Genomic DNA, 17,097 nt, shown 5'->3' on the forward strand with positions numbered 1-17,097 from the left:
CAGGGAGCGACCATGACCACTGCAATCACCACGCGGCGCGGCTCGCGACGCTTCGGGCGGGCCGCCGCCGCGCCCATCGCCATCGCCGCCCTGGCCGTCGCCGGGCTGCCGCTGGCCGCGACCGCCGAGGCGGAGACCGGCGAGCGCCGGGCCCGCGCCGGGTGTCTGTGGGCGGGAACGACTTACCCGCAGGACAGCACCGTCATCGCGGGCGGCACCAGCTTCCGGTGCGGCACCGACGCCGGGGCGCCGTACTGGTTCGCCGGGGCGGATACCGATCGGCCCGCCACGGTGCGGACACCGGGCGCGACCGGCAGCCCGGTCGGTCAATTCAGTCCGGGCGCACGGCAACCCGGCACCAGCTACACCGACTACTGCGTCGGCAATCAGCTGATCCCGGGCACCGACGACGTGTACCAGGTGGTCCGGGTCTCCGGGGACGTGCTGCTCTGGAAGGCCGCCGAACCCATCGCCGGATGGACTTTCGACGGCACCCGCCCGGCCCCGACCTGGCGCACGGCGTCGCTCTGTATCGACGGCGTGCTGACCTAGATTCCGGACCGGTCCAGACCCTGCGGGGTCACTCCCCCGCCGCGACCTCGAACCGCATGACGGTCAGCGGCAGCCCCGAATCGGTGTGCCAATCGCGTTCCGGCACATGCGCGAAACCGAACCGGTCGTACATGCGGCGAGCGTCCTGCATGGTCGGCATGGTGGTGAGAACCACCGCGCCGAAGCCCTCGGCGCGGGCGGTCTCGATCACCCGCACCAGCAGGGCGCGGCCGATGCCGAGGCCCCGGGCGCGCTTGGACACCGCGAGCATCCGGAACTCCAGCTCCCCGGGCCGGGCGATATCGGCGAACGGCGTGCCCGGCCGGGCCATGGTCAGGGAGCCGAGCAGCTCCCCGCCGCGCACGGCCACCAGGATCTCCGCCGACGCCGCGCGGGTGGCGGTGTCGGCGAGCTCCGCGACATACAGGCTCCGGGGATTCACATGTCCCTCGCCCACATACACCTCGACGGTCAACTCGCCGACCGCGGCGAAATCTCCGACCTCGGCATCCCGAATCACCACGGCGTCACCGTCCGCGCCCATCACCACAACTCCGTCCTCGATCGATCCCACACCGTCATCCCGCCGCCCCGGCTTCCAGGGCTCGGCCTCGAACACCCACCAGCGCGGGCACGCCCCGCACCGGTGCACGGCGCTCGCTACGACACCGCTTCGGGGCCGCCCGCGAGGAGTTTGACGAAGCCTTCCTCGTCGAGGATCGGGACGCCGAGTTCCTCCGCCTTGTCGGCCTTGGAGCCGGGCGAGTCACCGATGACCACGAAAGCGGTCTTCTTGGAGACGGATCCGGCGGCCTTGCCGCCACGGATCAGGATCGCTTCCTTCGCGCCGTCGCGGGTGAAGGTCTGCAGCGAGCCCGTCACCACGATGGACAGGCCCTCGAGGTTGCGTTCGATGGACTCGTCGCGCTCGTCCTCCATGCGGACGCCGGCGGCGGCCCACTTGTCGACGATGTCGAGATGCCATGGCACGGTGAACCATTCGGTGACCGCGGCGGCGATGGTCGGGCCGACACCGTCGGTGGCGGCCAGTTCCTCGGCCGAGGCCTCGCGGATGCGGTCCATGCTGCCGAAGGCGGTGGCCAGGGCGCGGGCCGCGGTGGGACCCGCGTGCCGGATGGACAGGCCGACCAGGACGCGCCACAGCGGGCGATCCTTGGCGGACTCCAGATTCTCCAGCAGGCGTTTGCCGTTCTGCGACAGCGTGCCCGCCTTGTTGGTGAACAGCGTGGTGGTGAGCAGCGTCGCCTCGTCGAGGGCGAACAGATCACCCTCGTCGGCGATCGCGCCCGACTTCAGCAGGTCGATCGCGGCCTCGTAGCCCAGCGCCTCGATATCGAACGCGCCGCGCCCGGCCACGTGGAACACCCGCTCCCGCAGCTGCGCCGGGCAGTACTGCTGATTGGGGCAGCGGATATCGGCGTCGCCCTCCTTGGCGGGGGCGAGCTCGGTGCCGCACTCGGGGCAGTGCGTGGGCATCACGAAGGCGCGCTCGGAGCCATCGCGCGCGTCCACCACCGGACCGAGTACCTCGGGAATCACGTCACCCGCCTTGCGGATGGTGACGGTGTCGCCGATGAGCACGCCCTTGCGCTGTACCTCGGAGGCGTTGTGCAGCGTCGCCATCGCGACCGTGGAGCCCGCCACCGTCACCGGCTGCATGACCGCGAACGGCGTAACCCGGCCCGTGCGACCGACATTCACCTGAATGTCGAGCAGCTTGGTGGTGGCCTCCTCCGGCGGATACTTGTAGGCGATGGCCCAGCGCGGCGCGCGCGAGGTGGCGCCCAGGCGGCGCTGCAGGCTGAACTCGTCGACCTTGACGACCTGGCCATCGATCTCGTGCTCGATGTCGTGGCGGTGCTCGCCCCAATAGTTGACGCGGTCGACCACCGCGTCCGCGCCCCGCACCCGCACGGTGTGCGCGGACACCGGCAGACCCCAGGCGGCGAGCGCACGATACGCCTCGTGCTGCGACTCCGGCGCGAAACCCTCCAGGCGGCCGAAGCCGTGGCAGATCATGCGCAGCCGCCGCCGGGCCGTCACCGCCGGATCCTTCTGGCGCAGCGAGCCCGCCGCGGTATTGCGCGGATTCGCGTACGGCGGTTTGCCTTCCGCCACGATGGCGGCGTTGAGCGCCTCGAAGTCGGCCAGCGTCATGAACGCCTCACCGCGCACCTCGAGGAGCTTCGGCACCGGGAACTCGTCGCTGTGCACCAGCTCGTGCGGGATGTCCTCGATGGTGCGGGCATTGAGGGTGACGTCCTCACCGGTGCGGCCGTCGCCGCGGGTGGCGCCGCGCACCAGCTTGCCGTCCTCGTACACCAGGTTCAGCGCGACGCCGTCGATCTTCACCTCGCACACGTAGTGCAGGTCGGTGCCGGCGTCGGCCTCCACCTTGGCGATCCACTGCCGCATCTCGTCCTCGTTGAACACATTGTCCAGCGAGTACATCCGCTCCAGGTGATCGACCGGCGCGAACGCTGTCGTGAAGCCGCCCCCGACCAGCTGGGTCGGCGAGTCGGGAGTCCGCAGATCCGGATGCGACTCCTCGAGCGCCACCAGCCGGTTGAACAACTCGTCGAACTCACCGTCGGTGATGATCGGCGCGTCCCGTACGTAGTAGCGGAACTGGTGGTCGCGGACCTCCTCCGCCAACCGCTGCCACTCGACCCGCTCGCCCCCGCTCGCCGCGGTGATCTCCTTGCCCGATTCGCTGCCCGATTCGCTCACAGGAGGCACTCTATCCCGCCCCACCGACAGGTTCGATCAAACATTCCCGCACGTCGAGGCGCATTCGCGCGGGACCGGAGCGGCTCGTCGCCGGGCCGCCGCGAGCGCGTCACGGCCCTCGCGCGCGACCGTTGGCGCTGTCGCGCAGCGTCATTCGCGGCCCGCCCGCAATCCGACCGCCACGTCCGAATAAGGTGAGTCGCATTTCCGACCCGCGACCGGCAGGATGTCCAGGGTGTTGCGTAGTTTTCAGGTGACGAACCATCGGTCCCTCGCCGAACCGCAGGAGCTGCGGCTGACCCGGGGTAGCGGACCGGTCGCCACGCCGGTCACCGCCGTGTACGGCGCGGCCGCCACCGGCAAGACCGGCCTCATCGACGCGCTCGACCGCATGCGCGACGCCGTGCTGAACTCGGTCACCGGGTGGGACCCGTACTCCGGGCCCGACCGCACCCCGCATCTCGGATTCTCGGATCGCCCTTCGGAATTCGTGGCCAACTTCGTCGCCGAGGGCTGCCCGTACACCTACGGATTCCGGCTCGACAACGCCGATGTGGCGGCGGAATGGCTGCACTCGCACCCGCACAATCGCAAGCGGGTGGTCTTCGAACGCGCCGGGGACGACATCCGGATCGGGCCCATGTTCGAGGCCGCCCGGTACGGCCTGGGAGCGGTGGTGCCGCTGGTGCGGCCGAACGCGCTGCTGCTCAGCCTGTCCGGGCAGTTGTACGCCGAACCGCTGGTGCCCGCCTACCGCTGGTTCCAGTCGCTGCTGGAAGTGCAGTGCGGGCAACCGGATCCGCAGGAGATCGCGCACCGCGTCGGCTCGCACATCTCCCGCTCCACCGATCACGCGGTGCGGCTGCTGACCCTGCTGCGCGGCGCGGACCTGGGCATCACCGATCTGCTGCTGCCCTCGGACGATCCCATGTACGCCGACTACCTGCGTGACCTGGACACCGACATCTCGTCCACCACAAAGGAAATCGAGAACTGCACGGTGTCGGCCAACTACGCCGAGGAGATGTTCCTCGAGCACGGCATCACCGTCACCCTGCTGCAGCGCGAACTGGCCAACCTCTACGCCGCCCGCGACGCCCTCTACTCCCGCATGGTGGCCCGCCGCGGTGTCGGCCTGGGCCTCACCCACGAGGGCATCGAGACCGCCTTCGACATCGCCGACGAGTCCAGCGCCACCCTGGCCATGCTGCGCCTGCTCCCGCCCATGCTGGACGCCCTCGACACCGGCGGCGTGCTGGCGGTCGACGATATCGACGCCGCCCTCACCCCCGAGACCGCCGACAGCCTCATCCAGCTGTTCCAGAACCCCGAAACCAATACCCAGGGCGCGCAATTGGTGTTCACCACCGCCAACCGCACCCTCATCGACCGCGGCAACGGCCGCTCCCAGTCCAAGCGCACCACGGTCTGGCAGCTCCGCCGCCACCACGGCGTCTCCGAACTCACCGCCCACTAGCCGCTGCCCTGGGCCGGACGCGACGCCGCCTAGCATGGACTCCATGCTCATCCAGCTCGCGTTCGTCCTGCTGATCGGCGGCGCCCTGGCCGCGACCGTGATGTACTACCGCCGCGCCAACGGTGGCGGCGGTAGTGGCCTGCCCGGCTTCGGCGCCCCCGCCGAACTGGAATCCGGCACCCTGCACGTCACCGGCGTGAGCCCCCGCCCCGCCGAGCCGGGCGAGCAGTACGTCACCATCAGCGGCAGCATCTCCGGTCCGACCGTCGTGGCGCACGAGGTCTACGGCCGTTTCGCCTGGGACGTCGATCAGTGGCCGTCCATCGGCGACCGGATCCCCGTCGCCTACCCCACCGGCAAGCCCGACAAATGGCAGCTCGGCCACCCGGGCGCCCGTCCTTACTTCGGTTCGAAGCGGCCGAAGGATCAGGGCTGATCCTCCGGCCACGGGTCATGGTCAGCGGCGGACGGCCGCGATAGTGCCGATCCGGGGGTCGAGGGGACCGACCGGGCGGTCGAGGTGGGCCGTCAGGTCGTTCCAGCTGTGGAACTCGGTGGACCAGCCGAGGGAGTCGAGCCAGGACTGGACGTCGATGTCCTGGGACGTGGTGATGGGGGCCGGGTCGGGGGCGTGGTCACCGGCGACCAGGCGGCGGAGGTCGCGGTACTGCGGAGCGTCGGGGTCGACGACGTAGCGGGCCGCGCCGAAGCGACTGCCGGGGGCGGAGAGTTCGGTGAGGGTGCGGACCACGCGCTGGTTCCAGTCCTGGTTCAGGTAGCCGAGAGAGCCCTCGTCCACCCAGTAGGTGGGGACGCTCGGGGTGAAACCGGCTGCCAGCAAGGGGGTTCGCCAGTCGTCGCGGAGGTCGGAGACGACCACGTGGCGGTGGCAGCCGGGGGTGGCGGGGAGGGTCGCGAGGACGCGTTCCTTGAAGGCGAAGAGTTCCGGGAGATCGATCTCGAACACGTGGGTGTCCGGCGGTAGAGGCACCCGGTAGGCGCGCGTGTCCAAACCCGCTCCCAGGAGGACGATTTGGGCGCAGCCCGCGGTGATCGCCGCACGGAATCGCTCGTCGACCAGGTGCACGCCGACGGTGCGGCCCTCGTAGAACTGGTCGGCCACGGCCTCCACGCGGGCCCAGCGGTCCGGGTCGAAGCCACGGCGGGCAGCGGCCACGAAGGCCGCGGCCTGCGGGTCGTCGTAGAGGCGGTCGGCGCGTTCGGACTCTCGCGCCCGGATGACGGCCACCCCGATCGCCGTCATGGCCACGCCGTCGACCGGCACTTTCGCTGCTGATTCGGTCATGTCACTGCTCCCCGAGAGTGAATTAACTTGCCGCCCGGCTAGGTATCTGGCGGTGAGGAAGACGCTAGGCTTTTTCCTTGCCGGGCGTCAAGCAAAATGAAGGGATTCGATGGACGGGCGTCGTAGTGACACGCGGGAGCGGATTCGGGCCGTCGCCATGGAGCTGTTCTCGGAGCGGGGGTACGAGAAGACCTCGTTGCGGGAGATCGCCGAACGCCTGGGAGTCACGAAAGCCGCGCTGTACTACCACTTCCGGACCAAGGAAGACATCGTCGCCAGTCTGTCGGAGGATCTGCGGGGCGGCGTCGACGAGATCGTGACGTGGGCCGAGAGCGCGCCCGAGGGGCGGGAGCGCGCGCGGGAGATCGTGATCCGGTACGGGGCGCTGCTGCACAGTCTCGGCAAGGACATGATCCGGTTCTGGCACGAGAACCAGCCCGCGTTCCGGGACCTCGGGTTCGGGACGAGCCTGCGCTACCAGTTCCGGGTGCTGGCGGACCTGATGAGCGCGCCGAGCCGGGACCCGCTGACCGTGTTCCACGCCCGGCAGGCGCTGCTGGCCATCAGCTGGAGTCTGTCCATGATGGGAGACCTGGAGCTGTCCGACGAGGAGAGCAATGCGGCGGCGGTGGCCATCGCGCTCGACATCGTCGAGCGGATGTAGCGGCTATTCGAAGGTGAGGCCGTCGGGCTCGTCGGCGTAGGCGCGGGCGGTCTCCGCGGCCAGGCTCACCGCGCGGCGGGCCCAGGACAGGGAGGCGCCGGCCAGGCCACAGGCCGGGGAGACCAGGATCTGGTCGGCGAGCAGGCGGCGGGGGAAACCGAGACGGTCGATCAGGCGGACACCGGGTTCGGCGATGTCACGCCAGGTGACCGGCTTGGCCGGTTCGGTGGTGGGGACCAGGCCGAGGACCAGATGCTTTCCGGCGTCCAGCAATTCGCCGATGCGGTCCAGGTCCCGGGTGCCGATGGCGGCCAGGTCGAACCCGATCGCGCTCGCGGCGGACTTGCGCAGGAAACCGAGCGCGGGGCGGTCGGCGCAGGAGTGGATCAGGACCGGGACCGACTGCCGCGCGGCCACGGTGTCGAGCACGTGCAGGGCCTCGGGTTCGGGCATGGCGCGCACCGTGTTCAGAACGCTCACGCCCTTCAGCGTCCCGCTCAGGACGGCCGTCAGGTGGGGTTCGTCGATCTGGAGGATCACCTGCGTGCCGAGTCGCTTGGAGACCTCGGCGACGTGGTTGGCGATGCCCTCGGCCAGGGACTCCGAAAGGTCGCGCAGCGCACCGGAATCGGTGAGGATGCGATGCCCGCCGGGCAGTTCGACCTCCGCGGCGACCGACAGCGGGCCCGCCACCTGCACCTTCACCGGGTGACCGGATCCGGCCGAACCGCCGGTCTCCCAGGCCTCTTCGAGCGCGTCCAGGTCGGTGCGCAACAGGTCGTTGGCGCGCCGCGAGACCGCGCCGGGCCGCGCACCCAGCCGGTATCCGCGGGTGGTGCCGTCGAACTGCATGTCCACCAGCAGCCCGGAGACCCGTCCGATCATGTCCGCGCCCATACCGCGGGCGGGCAGTTCGACCAGGTGCGGCAGCTGACCCAGCTCCCCCACCACGGTCGCCGCCGCCTCGCGCGGGTCGGCGCCCGGCCACGAGCCGACGCCGGTCGCGATGCCGCCGGGCAGCGCGAAGGCGTTGTCACTCACCGGCATCGCCGCGATCGGTCTTTCCGCTCGAGTTCGTGTACCAGTCCCAGCAGGTCGTGTTGACGAACCAGTCCCAGGTCTTGCCCGCGGTGCCCTCGGCGGGCGCGCCGGTGGGGATACGGCCGCGTTCGGCGTAGGGGGCGACCCGGACGGTCACGGCGCGCTTGCGTCCGGAATGGTCGGGGTTGCGGTCCGACGAGGGTCCGGTCGCGGCGTCATGCGGGCCCTCGGGGCCGGGTTGCGCTTCGCCGGGCTGGAATTCGCCGGTGTCGGCGCGGGCGGGCTGCCCCACCGGGTCGGCCGAGGCCCGAGTGGCGCCCTTGCCGAGCCGGACCTTGCCGGGGCCGCGCTTGGGCCGCAGACCAGCCGGTTGCGCCAGACCGGTGCGCCACACGATCCGGCCACCGAGAACGGGCCGGATCTGTGGCGCCACATATGACTTCGCGCCGCTGCGCGAGGGACGGTCGCTCACCGGGCGCTATCCGAGACCAGTTCGCTTGCGTACGAGTGCGGTTCGCGTTCGGTGCCGGAGATGGTGCCGCTGCCCAGCACCTCGTCACCGTCGGTGTCGGGGCGGTAGAGGACCACGGCCTGGCCGCGGGCCACCCCGGTCAGCGGCTCTCGCAGCCGCACCACCAGGCCGCCGTCGACGGCCTCGGCGACCGCGGGGGCGGTGCCGCCGTGGGCACGCACCTGGGCGACGCATTCGATGGGGCCGGAAGGGGTTTCACCCGAGGTCCAGATGGCGCGGTCGGCGAGCACCGTCCACACCTCCAGGTCCTTGGCCGAGCCCACGTGCACGTCGCCGGTGTCGGGGTCGATGCCGGTGACGTAGCGCGGCTTGCCGTCGGCGGCCGGGCCGGGCAGGCCCAGACCCTTGCGCTGGCCGATGGTGAATCCGTGCACGCCCTCGTGGTCGGCGAGCTTGGTGCCGTCGGCGTCGAGCACCGCGCCGGGGCGGATGCCGATCTTCGCGCCCAGGAAGGCCTGGGTGTCGCCGGAGGGGATGAAGCAGATGTCGTGGCTGTCGGGCTTGTTCGCGACGGCCAGCCCGCGCTCGGCGGCCTCGGCGCGGATCTGCGGCTTCGGGGTGTCGCCGACCGGGAACATGGCGCGCGACAGCTGATCTGCGGTCAGCACGGCCAGCACGTACGACTGATCCTTGTCCGCGTCCACGGCCCGGCGCAGCACGCCGTCCTCGAGGCGGGCGTAGTGCCCGGTGACGACGGCGTCGAAGCCGAGCGCCGCCGCGCGGTCGGCCAGCGCCGAGAACTTGATCTTCTCGTTGCAGCGCAGGCACGGGTTGGGGGTCTCGCCGGCGGCGTACGCGGCGACGAAGTCGTCGATCACGTCCTCCTTGAACCGGTCCGCGAAATCCCAGACGTAGAACGGGATCCCGAGCACGTCGGCGGCCCGCCGGGCGTCACCGGCGTCCTCCTTCGAGCAGCAGCCGCGCGATCCGGTGCGTAGCGTGCCCGGGCTCGCCGACAGCGCCAGGTGCACGCCGACCACCTCGTGTCCGGCGTCCACGGCGCGGGCGGCCGCCACGGCGGAATCCACGCCACCACTCATCGCGGCAAGTACTCGCATCTAGAAGCCTCCCTTCGCTCCGGCCAGTCCGGCCGCCTTCGCCCGCTCCACGACCTGCGGCAGCGCGGCCAGCAGGGCATCGATATCGGCGTCGGTCGAATCGTGTCCCAATGAGAATCGCAGAGATCCCCGCGCGCGGCCCGGTTCCACGCCCATGGCCAGCAGCACATGGGAGGGTCCGGCGACTCCGGCATTGCACGCGGATCCGGTCGAGCATTCGATCCCGGCGGCGTCGAGCAGCATCAGCAGCGAGTCGCCCTCGCAGCCCGGGAACGTGAAGTGGGCGTTGCCCGGCAGCCGTCGCTCACCGGTGCCGCCATTGAGCACCGCGTCCGGCACGACGGCGCGCACACCATCGATGAGCCGGTCCCGCAGCCGCTCCAAGTCCACCGCGCGCAGCTCCAGGCCCGCCACGGTCTCGCGGAGGGCGGCCGCCAGGCTCACCGCCGCGGGGACGTCCGAGGTGCCCGAGCGCAGATCCCGCTCGTGCCCGCCGCCGTGCAGCAGCGGCACCGCGGGCACCTGCCGGCCCAGCAGCAGCACCCCGACCCCGTGCGGCCCGCCGACCTTGTGCCCGGCGAAACTGGCCGCCGCCAGCCCGCTGCCCGCGAAATCGATGGGCAGCTGGGCGGCCGCCTGCACCGCGTCGCTGTGCATCGGCACGTCGAACTCCTGTGCCACCGCGGCCAATTCCCGGATCGGCTGGATCGTCCCGACCTCGTTGTTGGCCCACATGACACTGACCAGCGCCGTATCCTCGGCGTGCTCGGCCAGCGCGGCCCGCAGTGTGCGCGGCGACACGACGCCCTCGGCGTCGCACTCCAGCCACGTGATCCGCGCGCCCTCATGCTGTTCGAGCCATTCCACGGTGTCCAGCACCGCGTGATGCTCGACCGCGCTCACCAGGATCCGGTTCCGCTTCGGGTCGGCGTCCCGCCGCGCCCAGTAGATCCCCTTGACGGCGAGATTGTCGCTCTCGGTCCCGCCCGAGGTGAAGATCACCTCCGAGGGCCGCGCCCCCAGCCCCGCCGCGATCGACTCCCGAGCCTCCTCGAGCAGCCGCCGCGCGGCGCGTCCCGACCCGTGCAGCGACGAGGCGTTCCCCGTCACACCCAGGGCAGCACACATGGCCTCGACCGCGACCGGGAACATCGGGGTAGTCGCCGCGTGATCGAGGTAGACCGTCTGGGCACCGACCGGACCCGGGAAAGCCGACTTCATGACCGTCCAAGGATAGCCGCCGCCGTCGCGTCGCTATTCCCGCCATACCCGCGGGCCGGTTCACCAGTCGAACAGGTCCTCGACGATCTCCTCGCCGACGGCGAAGCCCGCGCCCAGGGCCAGGCCCTCACCGACCGACTCCAGGAGGCCGCCGCCCGCTCGGGACCCGGGCGCGGGCTGCTGCCGTAGTTCGAGGATGGCGGTCCGCACCTCGGTCAGCCAGTCCCGCGCGTTGCGGTCGACCCGCGCGGCGGGTTCCATCCGATTCGCCAGCGTTTCCAGCCGCGCGATCGCCGAGTTGTTCATGGTGTCCTCCTTCGTGGTGGTGTGCCGTCGCTGCGGCACACACACGACGATGGCCGCGGCCGCTGACAGCCCGCCGATCGCGCGCTGACAGCGGATACCGCCGGAACGATCGAGACCGTCAGCGGCCGGGCGGGCGGCTCAGCTCGATCATCGAGAAGTCCAAGGGCAGCGAGCAGACCCGATCCACCGCGAGGCCGGCGGTGGCGGCGAGGTCGCGGTAGTGGGTGAGGGTACGTTCGCGGCCGCCGACATTGCAGAGCATGTGGACGTCCCAGGCGGGGGCGAGGGACGGGGCGTCGTCGTCGGGGAGGAGGCGTTCGATGACGAAGAGGCGGGCGTGGGCGGGCATGGCGGCGGCGCAGCGGGCGAGGATGGTGCGGCAGCGGTCGTCGTCCCAGTCGTGCAGGACCCGGGAGAGCAGGTAGACGTCGGCGCCCGCGGGGACCTGGGCGGTGAAATCGCCTTCCAGCAAACGACATCGGGACAGGCAGCCCGCCTGCTCCAGGGCGGTGCGGGCGGTGACCAGCGCGGTGGCGCGTTCCAGCAGGACGCCGTGAGCGGCGGGGGCCTCGCGCAGCAGGGCGGCCAGCAGGGTGCCGTTGCCGCCCGCGATATCGACGATGGTCTCGGTGCCGGTGAGCTGGATCAGGTCGGCGACGTGGCCGAAGATCGCGGCGCCGGCGGCCATGGCGGTGTCGAAGAGCTCCGCGCCGGCCGGGGTTCGGGAGAAGTAGTCGAAGTGATGACTGCCGAAGTGGTGGTCGAAGCCGGCGGCGCCGGTGCGGACCGCGTGGTCGAGGTGGGCGAAGGACTCGTAGAACGCTCCCCCGTACAGGCGGGCGAGCGGTTGCAGGGAGCGGGCGGCCGTACTGGACAGCAGCGCGCCGGAGTCGGTGAGTTCGTAGCCCTCGCCGCAGACCCGGACGATGTCGAGTTCGCAGAGATAGCGCAGCAGCCGGGACAGACTGTCGACATCGGTGGCGGTCAATTCGGCCAGGGCGGTGACCGAGGCGCCGGGAGTGGCGGCCAGCCGGTCGGCCACGCCCAGGGTGGCGGTGACCGCGAGCGCCTGAGTAGCCCACGCCCCGGTCAGCAGCCGCAGCAGGCGGGTGGGCGCGTCGTGGGAGACGCCCAGGTGCGCGGCCAGCACCGACGAATGTTGCCCGGCCACATGGAGTTCCAGCCGCCGGAAGGGGCGGTCGGCGGCGGCGGTGCGGAAGTAGAGGACGGTGGCGTGCTCGTGGCTGTTGTAGCCGCCGCCGTCGGCGTGCATGCGGTTCTTGTGCAGCAGCAGGGCGCGCAGCCCGGCGAGTTCGACGCTGTCGGCCTTCTCGACCTCGAGCGCAAGATGCGATTCGTAGCCCGCGGCCCGTTCCGCGGCCACGATCGTGGCGCGCGCCTCGTCGGCCGTTCCGGCCAGCGCGAAGATCTCCAGTAACCGGGGATCGTCGTCGGGGCTGGGCACGGCGGTTCGAAGGATCCGCACGTCCAGCTCTCCGGCGGGCAGGCCGTAGCGGTCGGCGAGCCGGGATCTGACCACCATGCTCGGGGTGGGCGGGCCCGCGGTGAGACCGCGCCCGGCCAGCGCGGCGGTGAGCGCCTTCAGATCCGGTGGGAACACCAGTACGGCGGTGTGAGCGAAGCGGGTACGGGCCATGATGGCGGCCCGATCGGCAGCGGCCAGGCCGGGCAGCATGGCGCTCAGCACCGCCCCGGTGTCGTGGGCCGCGGCGTATCGTGCCGCGGCGTCCAACTGGTCGAGATCGAACGAATCGAGCTCGGCGTGCGCTACCAGCGCGGGATTCACGCGTCCTCCTGAGGGGATGGCGAACAGAGGTATTCAGTTGTGGGACATAAGGAATGGGAGAGGTGACGGAATGTCAGAGGCCGACATAGTTGTCGGCGAAGAAGTCCTGGTGCGCCCGCGATACCGAGAGATCACGCAGGCGGGACCGGCGCAGCACACGCTGGTAATCGGCGTGCGGATCCGCGGCGGCGGGCGGATGGAGCAGATCGATCATCCAGTGCGAAAACTCTTGGGCCCGTTCGATCACCGGGCCGTAGTCGGCCGAATAACGCGAGACCCCGGCGGCATCGCCGTCGCGTAAGGCGCCGGTCAGCGCCCGCGCGAGCAGTTCCGCGCCCAGGATCGCCAGATTCGCGCCCTTGGCGGCCGAGGGGCTGATGGCCGTGGCGGCGTCGCCGACGAGCAGTAATCGGCCGTGCTGGAGGCGATCTCGGATCTCCGACCGCAACCGGACCAGACCGCGTTCCACGACCGGGCCCCGGCGCAGCGGGCCGTGGACGCTCGCGTGCAGGCGATTCTCCAGCGCCACCCAGACGCGCGCGTCGTCCCAGGCTTCGGGGGTGTCGGCCGGATCGCATTGCAGGTAGTAGCGGGTGATGTCGGGGGTGCGCGGCATCTGGCCCGCGAAACCGTCGGGGTGCACGCCGTAGAGGACGTTCGGCGAGCTCGGCGGCGCTTGGACCAGCAATGCCAGCCAGGTGATCCCGTGATCGCGGACCGCGGTGCGGGCCGGAACCGCGGGCGCGGCCACCCCGTGGCCGCCGTCGCACCCGGCGACATAGTGGCCGGTGATGCGCCGCACGCGTCCCTCGGCGTCACGAACCCGCACCCAGGGGCGCTCGGTATCGAGGTCGCCGACGGCCTCGGCGGTCGTCTCGAAATGCATTGCGCCACCGGCCCGCAGAAATTCTGCGACCAGGTCCGACACCAGCGACTGCTGCGGGTACACCGTATGCGGACGGCCGGAACCCCGCTTCCCGTAACACAATTCGAAGCCGATCTCGGGCCCGCGGAATTCGCACACATCATGCTCGCGACCGTGCCGATCCAGACCGGACGCCAGCCCGTGCGCGCGCAGCACCGCCACCGTGTCCGGCGCCAAAAAGCCTGCCCGGGAACGGTTCTCGACCCAGTGCCGACTCCGCCGCTCGAGGACCGTGCACGCGATGCCCGCCGCGAGCAGCAGATTCGCCAGGACCAGGCCCGCGGGTCCCGCGCCCAAAACGACTACCTCGGTGTCGATGTCGCCATTCTCGCGACCCATCGACTCCACGTTGTTCACGAAACCGTCCTAACCGAAAGGAAAGTGGTGACGCAGACGAATGCCGGGCCGATGTTACTGGGCTTGACGAGTCGAATACGGGATTGCTTCGCATCACGCGTCGCGGGCGCGCCGCACATTCTTCACAAAAAGGACAAGTCGCACAAAAGAAATGGCGCCGGCGCCAATGCGAACGCATCGGCACCAGCGCCACAGGAGAACTGGTGAATTCGGCCCTAGCCGCGCGACGACGGCAGACGCCACGCCCGGATCCGCTGCTCCGACAGCACCGCCAGGGCGCCACCGGACAGCAGCTGATTCAGTCGCGGCAGCGCCTGCTTCAGCACCGTCACCTGATCGTCGACCGTGGCGTCCGCCGAGTGCAGCAGCACCACGCTCGGCACCGACGCGCCCGCGACGAGCTCGGGAATGTACTTCCGCTCGGCGGTCACCAGGGCACGGCCGCTCGACTTCGCCCGCTCCAGCGCCCGCCGATTGTCGCCACCGAACAGGCCGACATCGTGCGCGTGCGCCACGTCGTAGCCCGCGGCCTCCAGCCGTTCGGCCAGCCGGGGGCTCAGGTTCTCGTCGACCAGCAGCTTGGTGCCGACCACCACCGGCGAAAGACCCTGCAACGCTTCGCCGTAGGTGATGTCGAGGACGGCGCCGTCACCCAGACCGCGGAGCATGGAGTCCATCTCGGGATCGGCGACCAGTGGCGTGCTACTCGTCATCCGCGCACGCCTGCCGAGCGCGGAAACACCGGCGGCTCCCGCCGCCGCTCCCGCGCCGGCCAGACCCGCCTTCCTGCCGAGATCGCCGGCGCGCACGGCGGCGTCACCGGCCCGGTACGCGGTGCCCTGCACATCGAGCCCGCCACCTCGCGGCTCGACGCCGCCACCCGTCATGCGCACCCCGCCGCTCCGCACATCCGCGGCGGCGCCCTTCGCCTCCATCACCGGTCGGGTCGCGCCGACTGTCGCACCCGAGCGGCCCGATCCGTTGCCGCCCCGGAACTTCCGCCACGCCCACACCAGCAGCGCGAGCAGTCCGATGATCGCGGCCGCGATGGCCGGCAACGCGATCAGCCACCACCAGCCCAGGTTGTTCTTGAACTTGGTGAACCAGCCCTCGGCCTGGTCGGTGCTCGGCGCCGACATCCCCGGGAGACCGAACGAGCCGTCGGCCATCTTCACGCCGCCACTGGGGAACACGATCGACCCGTCGGCCATCTTCACGGTGCCGTCGGGCAGCCGCACCGCGCCTTCGGGCAGCTCGAGCGCACCGTCCGGCATGCGGATCAGACCGTTCGCGTACCGCAGCGAACCGTCGGGCAGCCGAACCGCGCCTTCCGGCAAGGTGATCGAGCCGTCGGGAAGCTTGATGGAGCCGTCGGGCAGCACCATGTTCCCATTCGGCAGCTGGAAGCTACCGTCTGGCAAACGGATCGATCCGTCCGGGAGCCGCACCGTGCCATCGGGCAGGTTCACCGAGCCCTCCGGCAGGTTCACCGTTCCGCCGGGGAGCTGACCGGCCACGCCCGGAACCGACAAACCGGCCAGCCCGGCGGCCAAACCGCCTGGTACCGTGCCGAATCCGCGCTGCGGGTTCCAGGAGATCTCCGCGGCGCCGTTGTCGCCGGTGAACTTCTGGGTGACGGTGCCGTCGGCGTCGACGGTCGCGGCGGCGGCCGGGAAGCCGAGTTCGGCGGCCGGTCCGCCCAGAGTGCGGTAGGCCGCGAGCATCGGACCGCGGACCACCCACGACTGCCGGGGCGTCCAATAGATCGCCGCGCCGTCGGGCGCGGAGAAGTCGTTGAACCGTCCGGTGTCGCCGGGCGTCATCGATTCGTCGCTGGTGGGGAAACCGAGATCGCTGCCGGGCCCGCCGAGCCGCTGATAGCCGGTCAGGATGTCGCCGTGGAGGACATGCGCGCCGGTGGGCTGCGAGTAGTAGATCGCGCCGCCCGCGTAGTCGCGGACCGCGCCGCCCGCCACCTCGTGGACTTCACCGGACGGGTTGCCGAGCAAGGATCCGGCGCCGCCGAACTGCTGGTACTTCTGGGCGATCTCCTCGGCCCCGGACCCCTGGGCCTGTGCCGGAGTCACCAGCAGGGCGACGCCGAGGCCCGCGGAGCAGCCGAGGAGCGCAGCCCTGCGCAACCGGACCGAACTGGACAAACCTATGTTTCGCACACCGATCCCCTTTGCCGTGAGAAGGAACGATCAGGCCCATGCACGAACGCAAGCGACCACAGCTCGCAAATCATCAGCTATCGTAGGCGAATACCCGGCTACACCGTCGACAAGCCGGGCCGTCAACCCAGCAGGTCGGCGGCTTCCATCAGATGGGCGGCGATCCGGCGCGCGGCGGCCGGGGCGAATTCCACGATCTCGTCGTGACCGACGGTGAATTCGATGATGAGCCTGCGGTCGTGGCCGCAGTTGAAGGCGCACAGCTGGATCTCGACCGAGCGCAGCTCCCCCGACACCTCCACCACCCGCTTCGGGCCGTAGTGCACCCAGCCCTCGGGATCGTCGTGGCAGCGGCACCAGGCCGGACAGCGCGCCGGGGAGTCGACGGTCCGATCACACAGCGCCGCTCCGGCACACAGCGCCCGCGCGATATCGGAGGCCTGCTCATCGGTCATCTCGACACACAGATGCGGGGCGAACACCAGGTCCACCCGCCGGTGCCGCAGCTCCTCACCGGTCGCCCGCAGCTGCACGAAACCCGCTGATGCCGAGGTTGATACGTCATCGACATCGAGCATCAGCCCGAAATGCGTTCCCCCGCTGTCGACTCCAGGCAGATCGGCCTCGTCGTGCACCATACACCAACTGGGACAAGCCAATCCTGTTGTCACTGCGCCCCGCCCCCTTCCGTCGGCCTCATGACCGGCGCGCATTCATGACGGTAGACAACTCGCGCGGAAACCGCGTAGCAAATGCGAACCTCACCACAAAACGCATCCCGCGCCCGGCGCACCACATTCGGCAATCTGATACGTGTTACATCAAGTGACGATTTCCGGGCATCTCGGGGAAATAGTGCAAAAACCCTGAATATCAACTTGAGTCCCACCTACCGGAGCATGTTCCGTGGCAGTTTCGCCATGAAA

The 17,097-nt window shown here is 70.4% G+C and carries 16 protein-coding genes; 4 read left to right on the plus strand and 12 right to left on the minus strand.

Features of this window, described 5'->3' with window-relative positions; all coding sequences use genetic code 11:
- The first annotated feature begins 12 nt into the window (after positions 1 to 12).
- The gene (locus tag ACWEOI_RS31870) at positions 13 to 552 is read left to right on the plus strand and encodes a hypothetical protein (RefSeq protein WP_452362000.1); all 540 of its coding nucleotides are present in this window, start codon (positions 13 to 15) and stop codon (positions 550 to 552) included.
- 28 nt (positions 553 to 580) lie between these two features.
- Here the strand turns inward: ACWEOI_RS31870 and ACWEOI_RS31875 are convergent, their stop codons facing one another.
- Entirely contained in the window at positions 581 to 1,096 is a 516-nt protein-coding gene (locus tag ACWEOI_RS31875) for a GNAT family N-acetyltransferase (protein ID WP_433673277.1), read from the minus strand.
- Positions 1,097 to 1,212: 116 nt separating this feature from the next.
- Positions 1,213 to 3,270, minus strand: a complete 2,058-nt coding sequence (gene ligA / locus ACWEOI_RS31880) for an NAD-dependent DNA ligase LigA (RefSeq protein WP_452362045.1) — start codon at positions 3,268 to 3,270, stop codon at positions 1,213 to 1,215.
- 268 nt (positions 3,271 to 3,538) lie between these two features.
- Here ligA and ACWEOI_RS31885 point away from each other — a divergent pair, with 268 nt between their 5' ends.
- Both ACWEOI_RS31885 and ACWEOI_RS31890 read left to right on the plus strand, forming a co-directional pair.
- Positions 3,539 to 4,780, plus strand: a complete 1,242-nt coding sequence (locus ACWEOI_RS31885; protein ID WP_379101584.1) for an AAA family ATPase — start codon at positions 3,539 to 3,541, stop codon at positions 4,778 to 4,780.
- 43 nt (positions 4,781 to 4,823) lie between these two features.
- A complete protein-coding gene (locus ACWEOI_RS31890) occupies positions 4,824 to 5,216 on the plus strand; it encodes a hypothetical protein (RefSeq protein ID WP_433671876.1) in 393 nt (130 codons plus the stop codon).
- A 21-nt stretch (positions 5,217 to 5,237) separates the two neighbouring features.
- Here the strand turns inward: ACWEOI_RS31890 and ACWEOI_RS31895 are convergent, their stop codons facing one another.
- A complete protein-coding gene (locus ACWEOI_RS31895; protein WP_452362001.1) occupies positions 5,238 to 6,086 on the minus strand; it encodes an SAM-dependent methyltransferase in 849 nt (282 codons plus the stop codon).
- Between the two features lie 109 nt (positions 6,087 to 6,195).
- Between ACWEOI_RS31895 and ACWEOI_RS31900 the strand changes: the two genes are divergently transcribed.
- Entirely contained in the window at positions 6,196 to 6,750 is a 555-nt protein-coding gene (locus ACWEOI_RS31900; protein ID WP_433671874.1) for a TetR family transcriptional regulator, read from the plus strand.
- A gap of 3 nt (positions 6,751 to 6,753) precedes the next feature.
- On the opposite strand, the gene ACWEOI_RS31905 is transcribed toward ACWEOI_RS31900, so the two are convergent.
- The 9 genes from ACWEOI_RS31905 to ACWEOI_RS31945 form a co-directional block, all read right to left on the minus strand.
- The gene (locus ACWEOI_RS31905) at positions 6,754 to 7,797 is read right to left on the minus strand and encodes a methionine synthase (RefSeq protein ID WP_433671873.1); all 1,044 of its coding nucleotides are present in this window, start codon (positions 7,795 to 7,797) and stop codon (positions 6,754 to 6,756) included.
- On the minus strand, positions 7,784 to 8,263 hold the full coding sequence (locus tag ACWEOI_RS31910; RefSeq protein ID WP_379278152.1) for a hypothetical protein: 480 nt from the start codon (positions 8,261 to 8,263) through the stop codon (positions 7,784 to 7,786). Before ACWEOI_RS31910 ends, ACWEOI_RS31905 begins: the two co-directional genes overlap by 14 nt.
- The gene (mnmA, locus tag ACWEOI_RS31915) at positions 8,260 to 9,381 is read right to left on the minus strand and encodes a tRNA 2-thiouridine(34) synthase MnmA (protein WP_452362002.1); all 1,122 of its coding nucleotides are present in this window, start codon (positions 9,379 to 9,381) and stop codon (positions 8,260 to 8,262) included. Before mnmA ends, ACWEOI_RS31910 begins: the two co-directional genes overlap by 4 nt.
- The gene (locus ACWEOI_RS31920) at positions 9,382 to 10,602 is read right to left on the minus strand and encodes an aminotransferase class V-fold PLP-dependent enzyme (RefSeq protein ID WP_433671870.1); all 1,221 of its coding nucleotides are present in this window, start codon (positions 10,600 to 10,602) and stop codon (positions 9,382 to 9,384) included.
- A gap of 60 nt (positions 10,603 to 10,662) precedes the next feature.
- Entirely contained in the window at positions 10,663 to 10,947 is a 285-nt protein-coding gene (locus tag ACWEOI_RS31925) for a hypothetical protein (protein WP_452362003.1), read from the minus strand.
- Positions 10,948 to 11,026: 79 nt separating this feature from the next.
- Entirely contained in the window at positions 11,027 to 12,715 is a 1,689-nt protein-coding gene (locus ACWEOI_RS31930) for a methyltransferase (protein ID WP_452362004.1), read from the minus strand.
- Positions 12,716 to 12,788: 73 nt separating this feature from the next.
- Entirely contained in the window at positions 12,789 to 13,979 is a 1,191-nt protein-coding gene (locus ACWEOI_RS31935; protein WP_452362005.1) for an FAD-dependent monooxygenase, read from the minus strand.
- A 233-nt stretch (positions 13,980 to 14,212) separates the two neighbouring features.
- Positions 14,213 to 16,171: a DUF5615 family PIN-like protein gene (locus ACWEOI_RS31940; protein ID WP_452362006.1), complete on the minus strand. Its 1,959-nt coding sequence runs from the start codon at positions 16,169 to 16,171 to the stop codon at positions 14,213 to 14,215.
- A 122-nt stretch (positions 16,172 to 16,293) separates the two neighbouring features.
- The gene (locus ACWEOI_RS31945; protein WP_433671864.1) at positions 16,294 to 16,809 is read right to left on the minus strand and encodes a DUF6907 domain-containing protein; all 516 of its coding nucleotides are present in this window, start codon (positions 16,807 to 16,809) and stop codon (positions 16,294 to 16,296) included.
- Positions 16,810 to 17,097: the final 288 nt, after the last annotated feature.

The sequence above is a fragment of the Nocardia sp. NPDC004340 genome, from assembly GCF_053602575.1.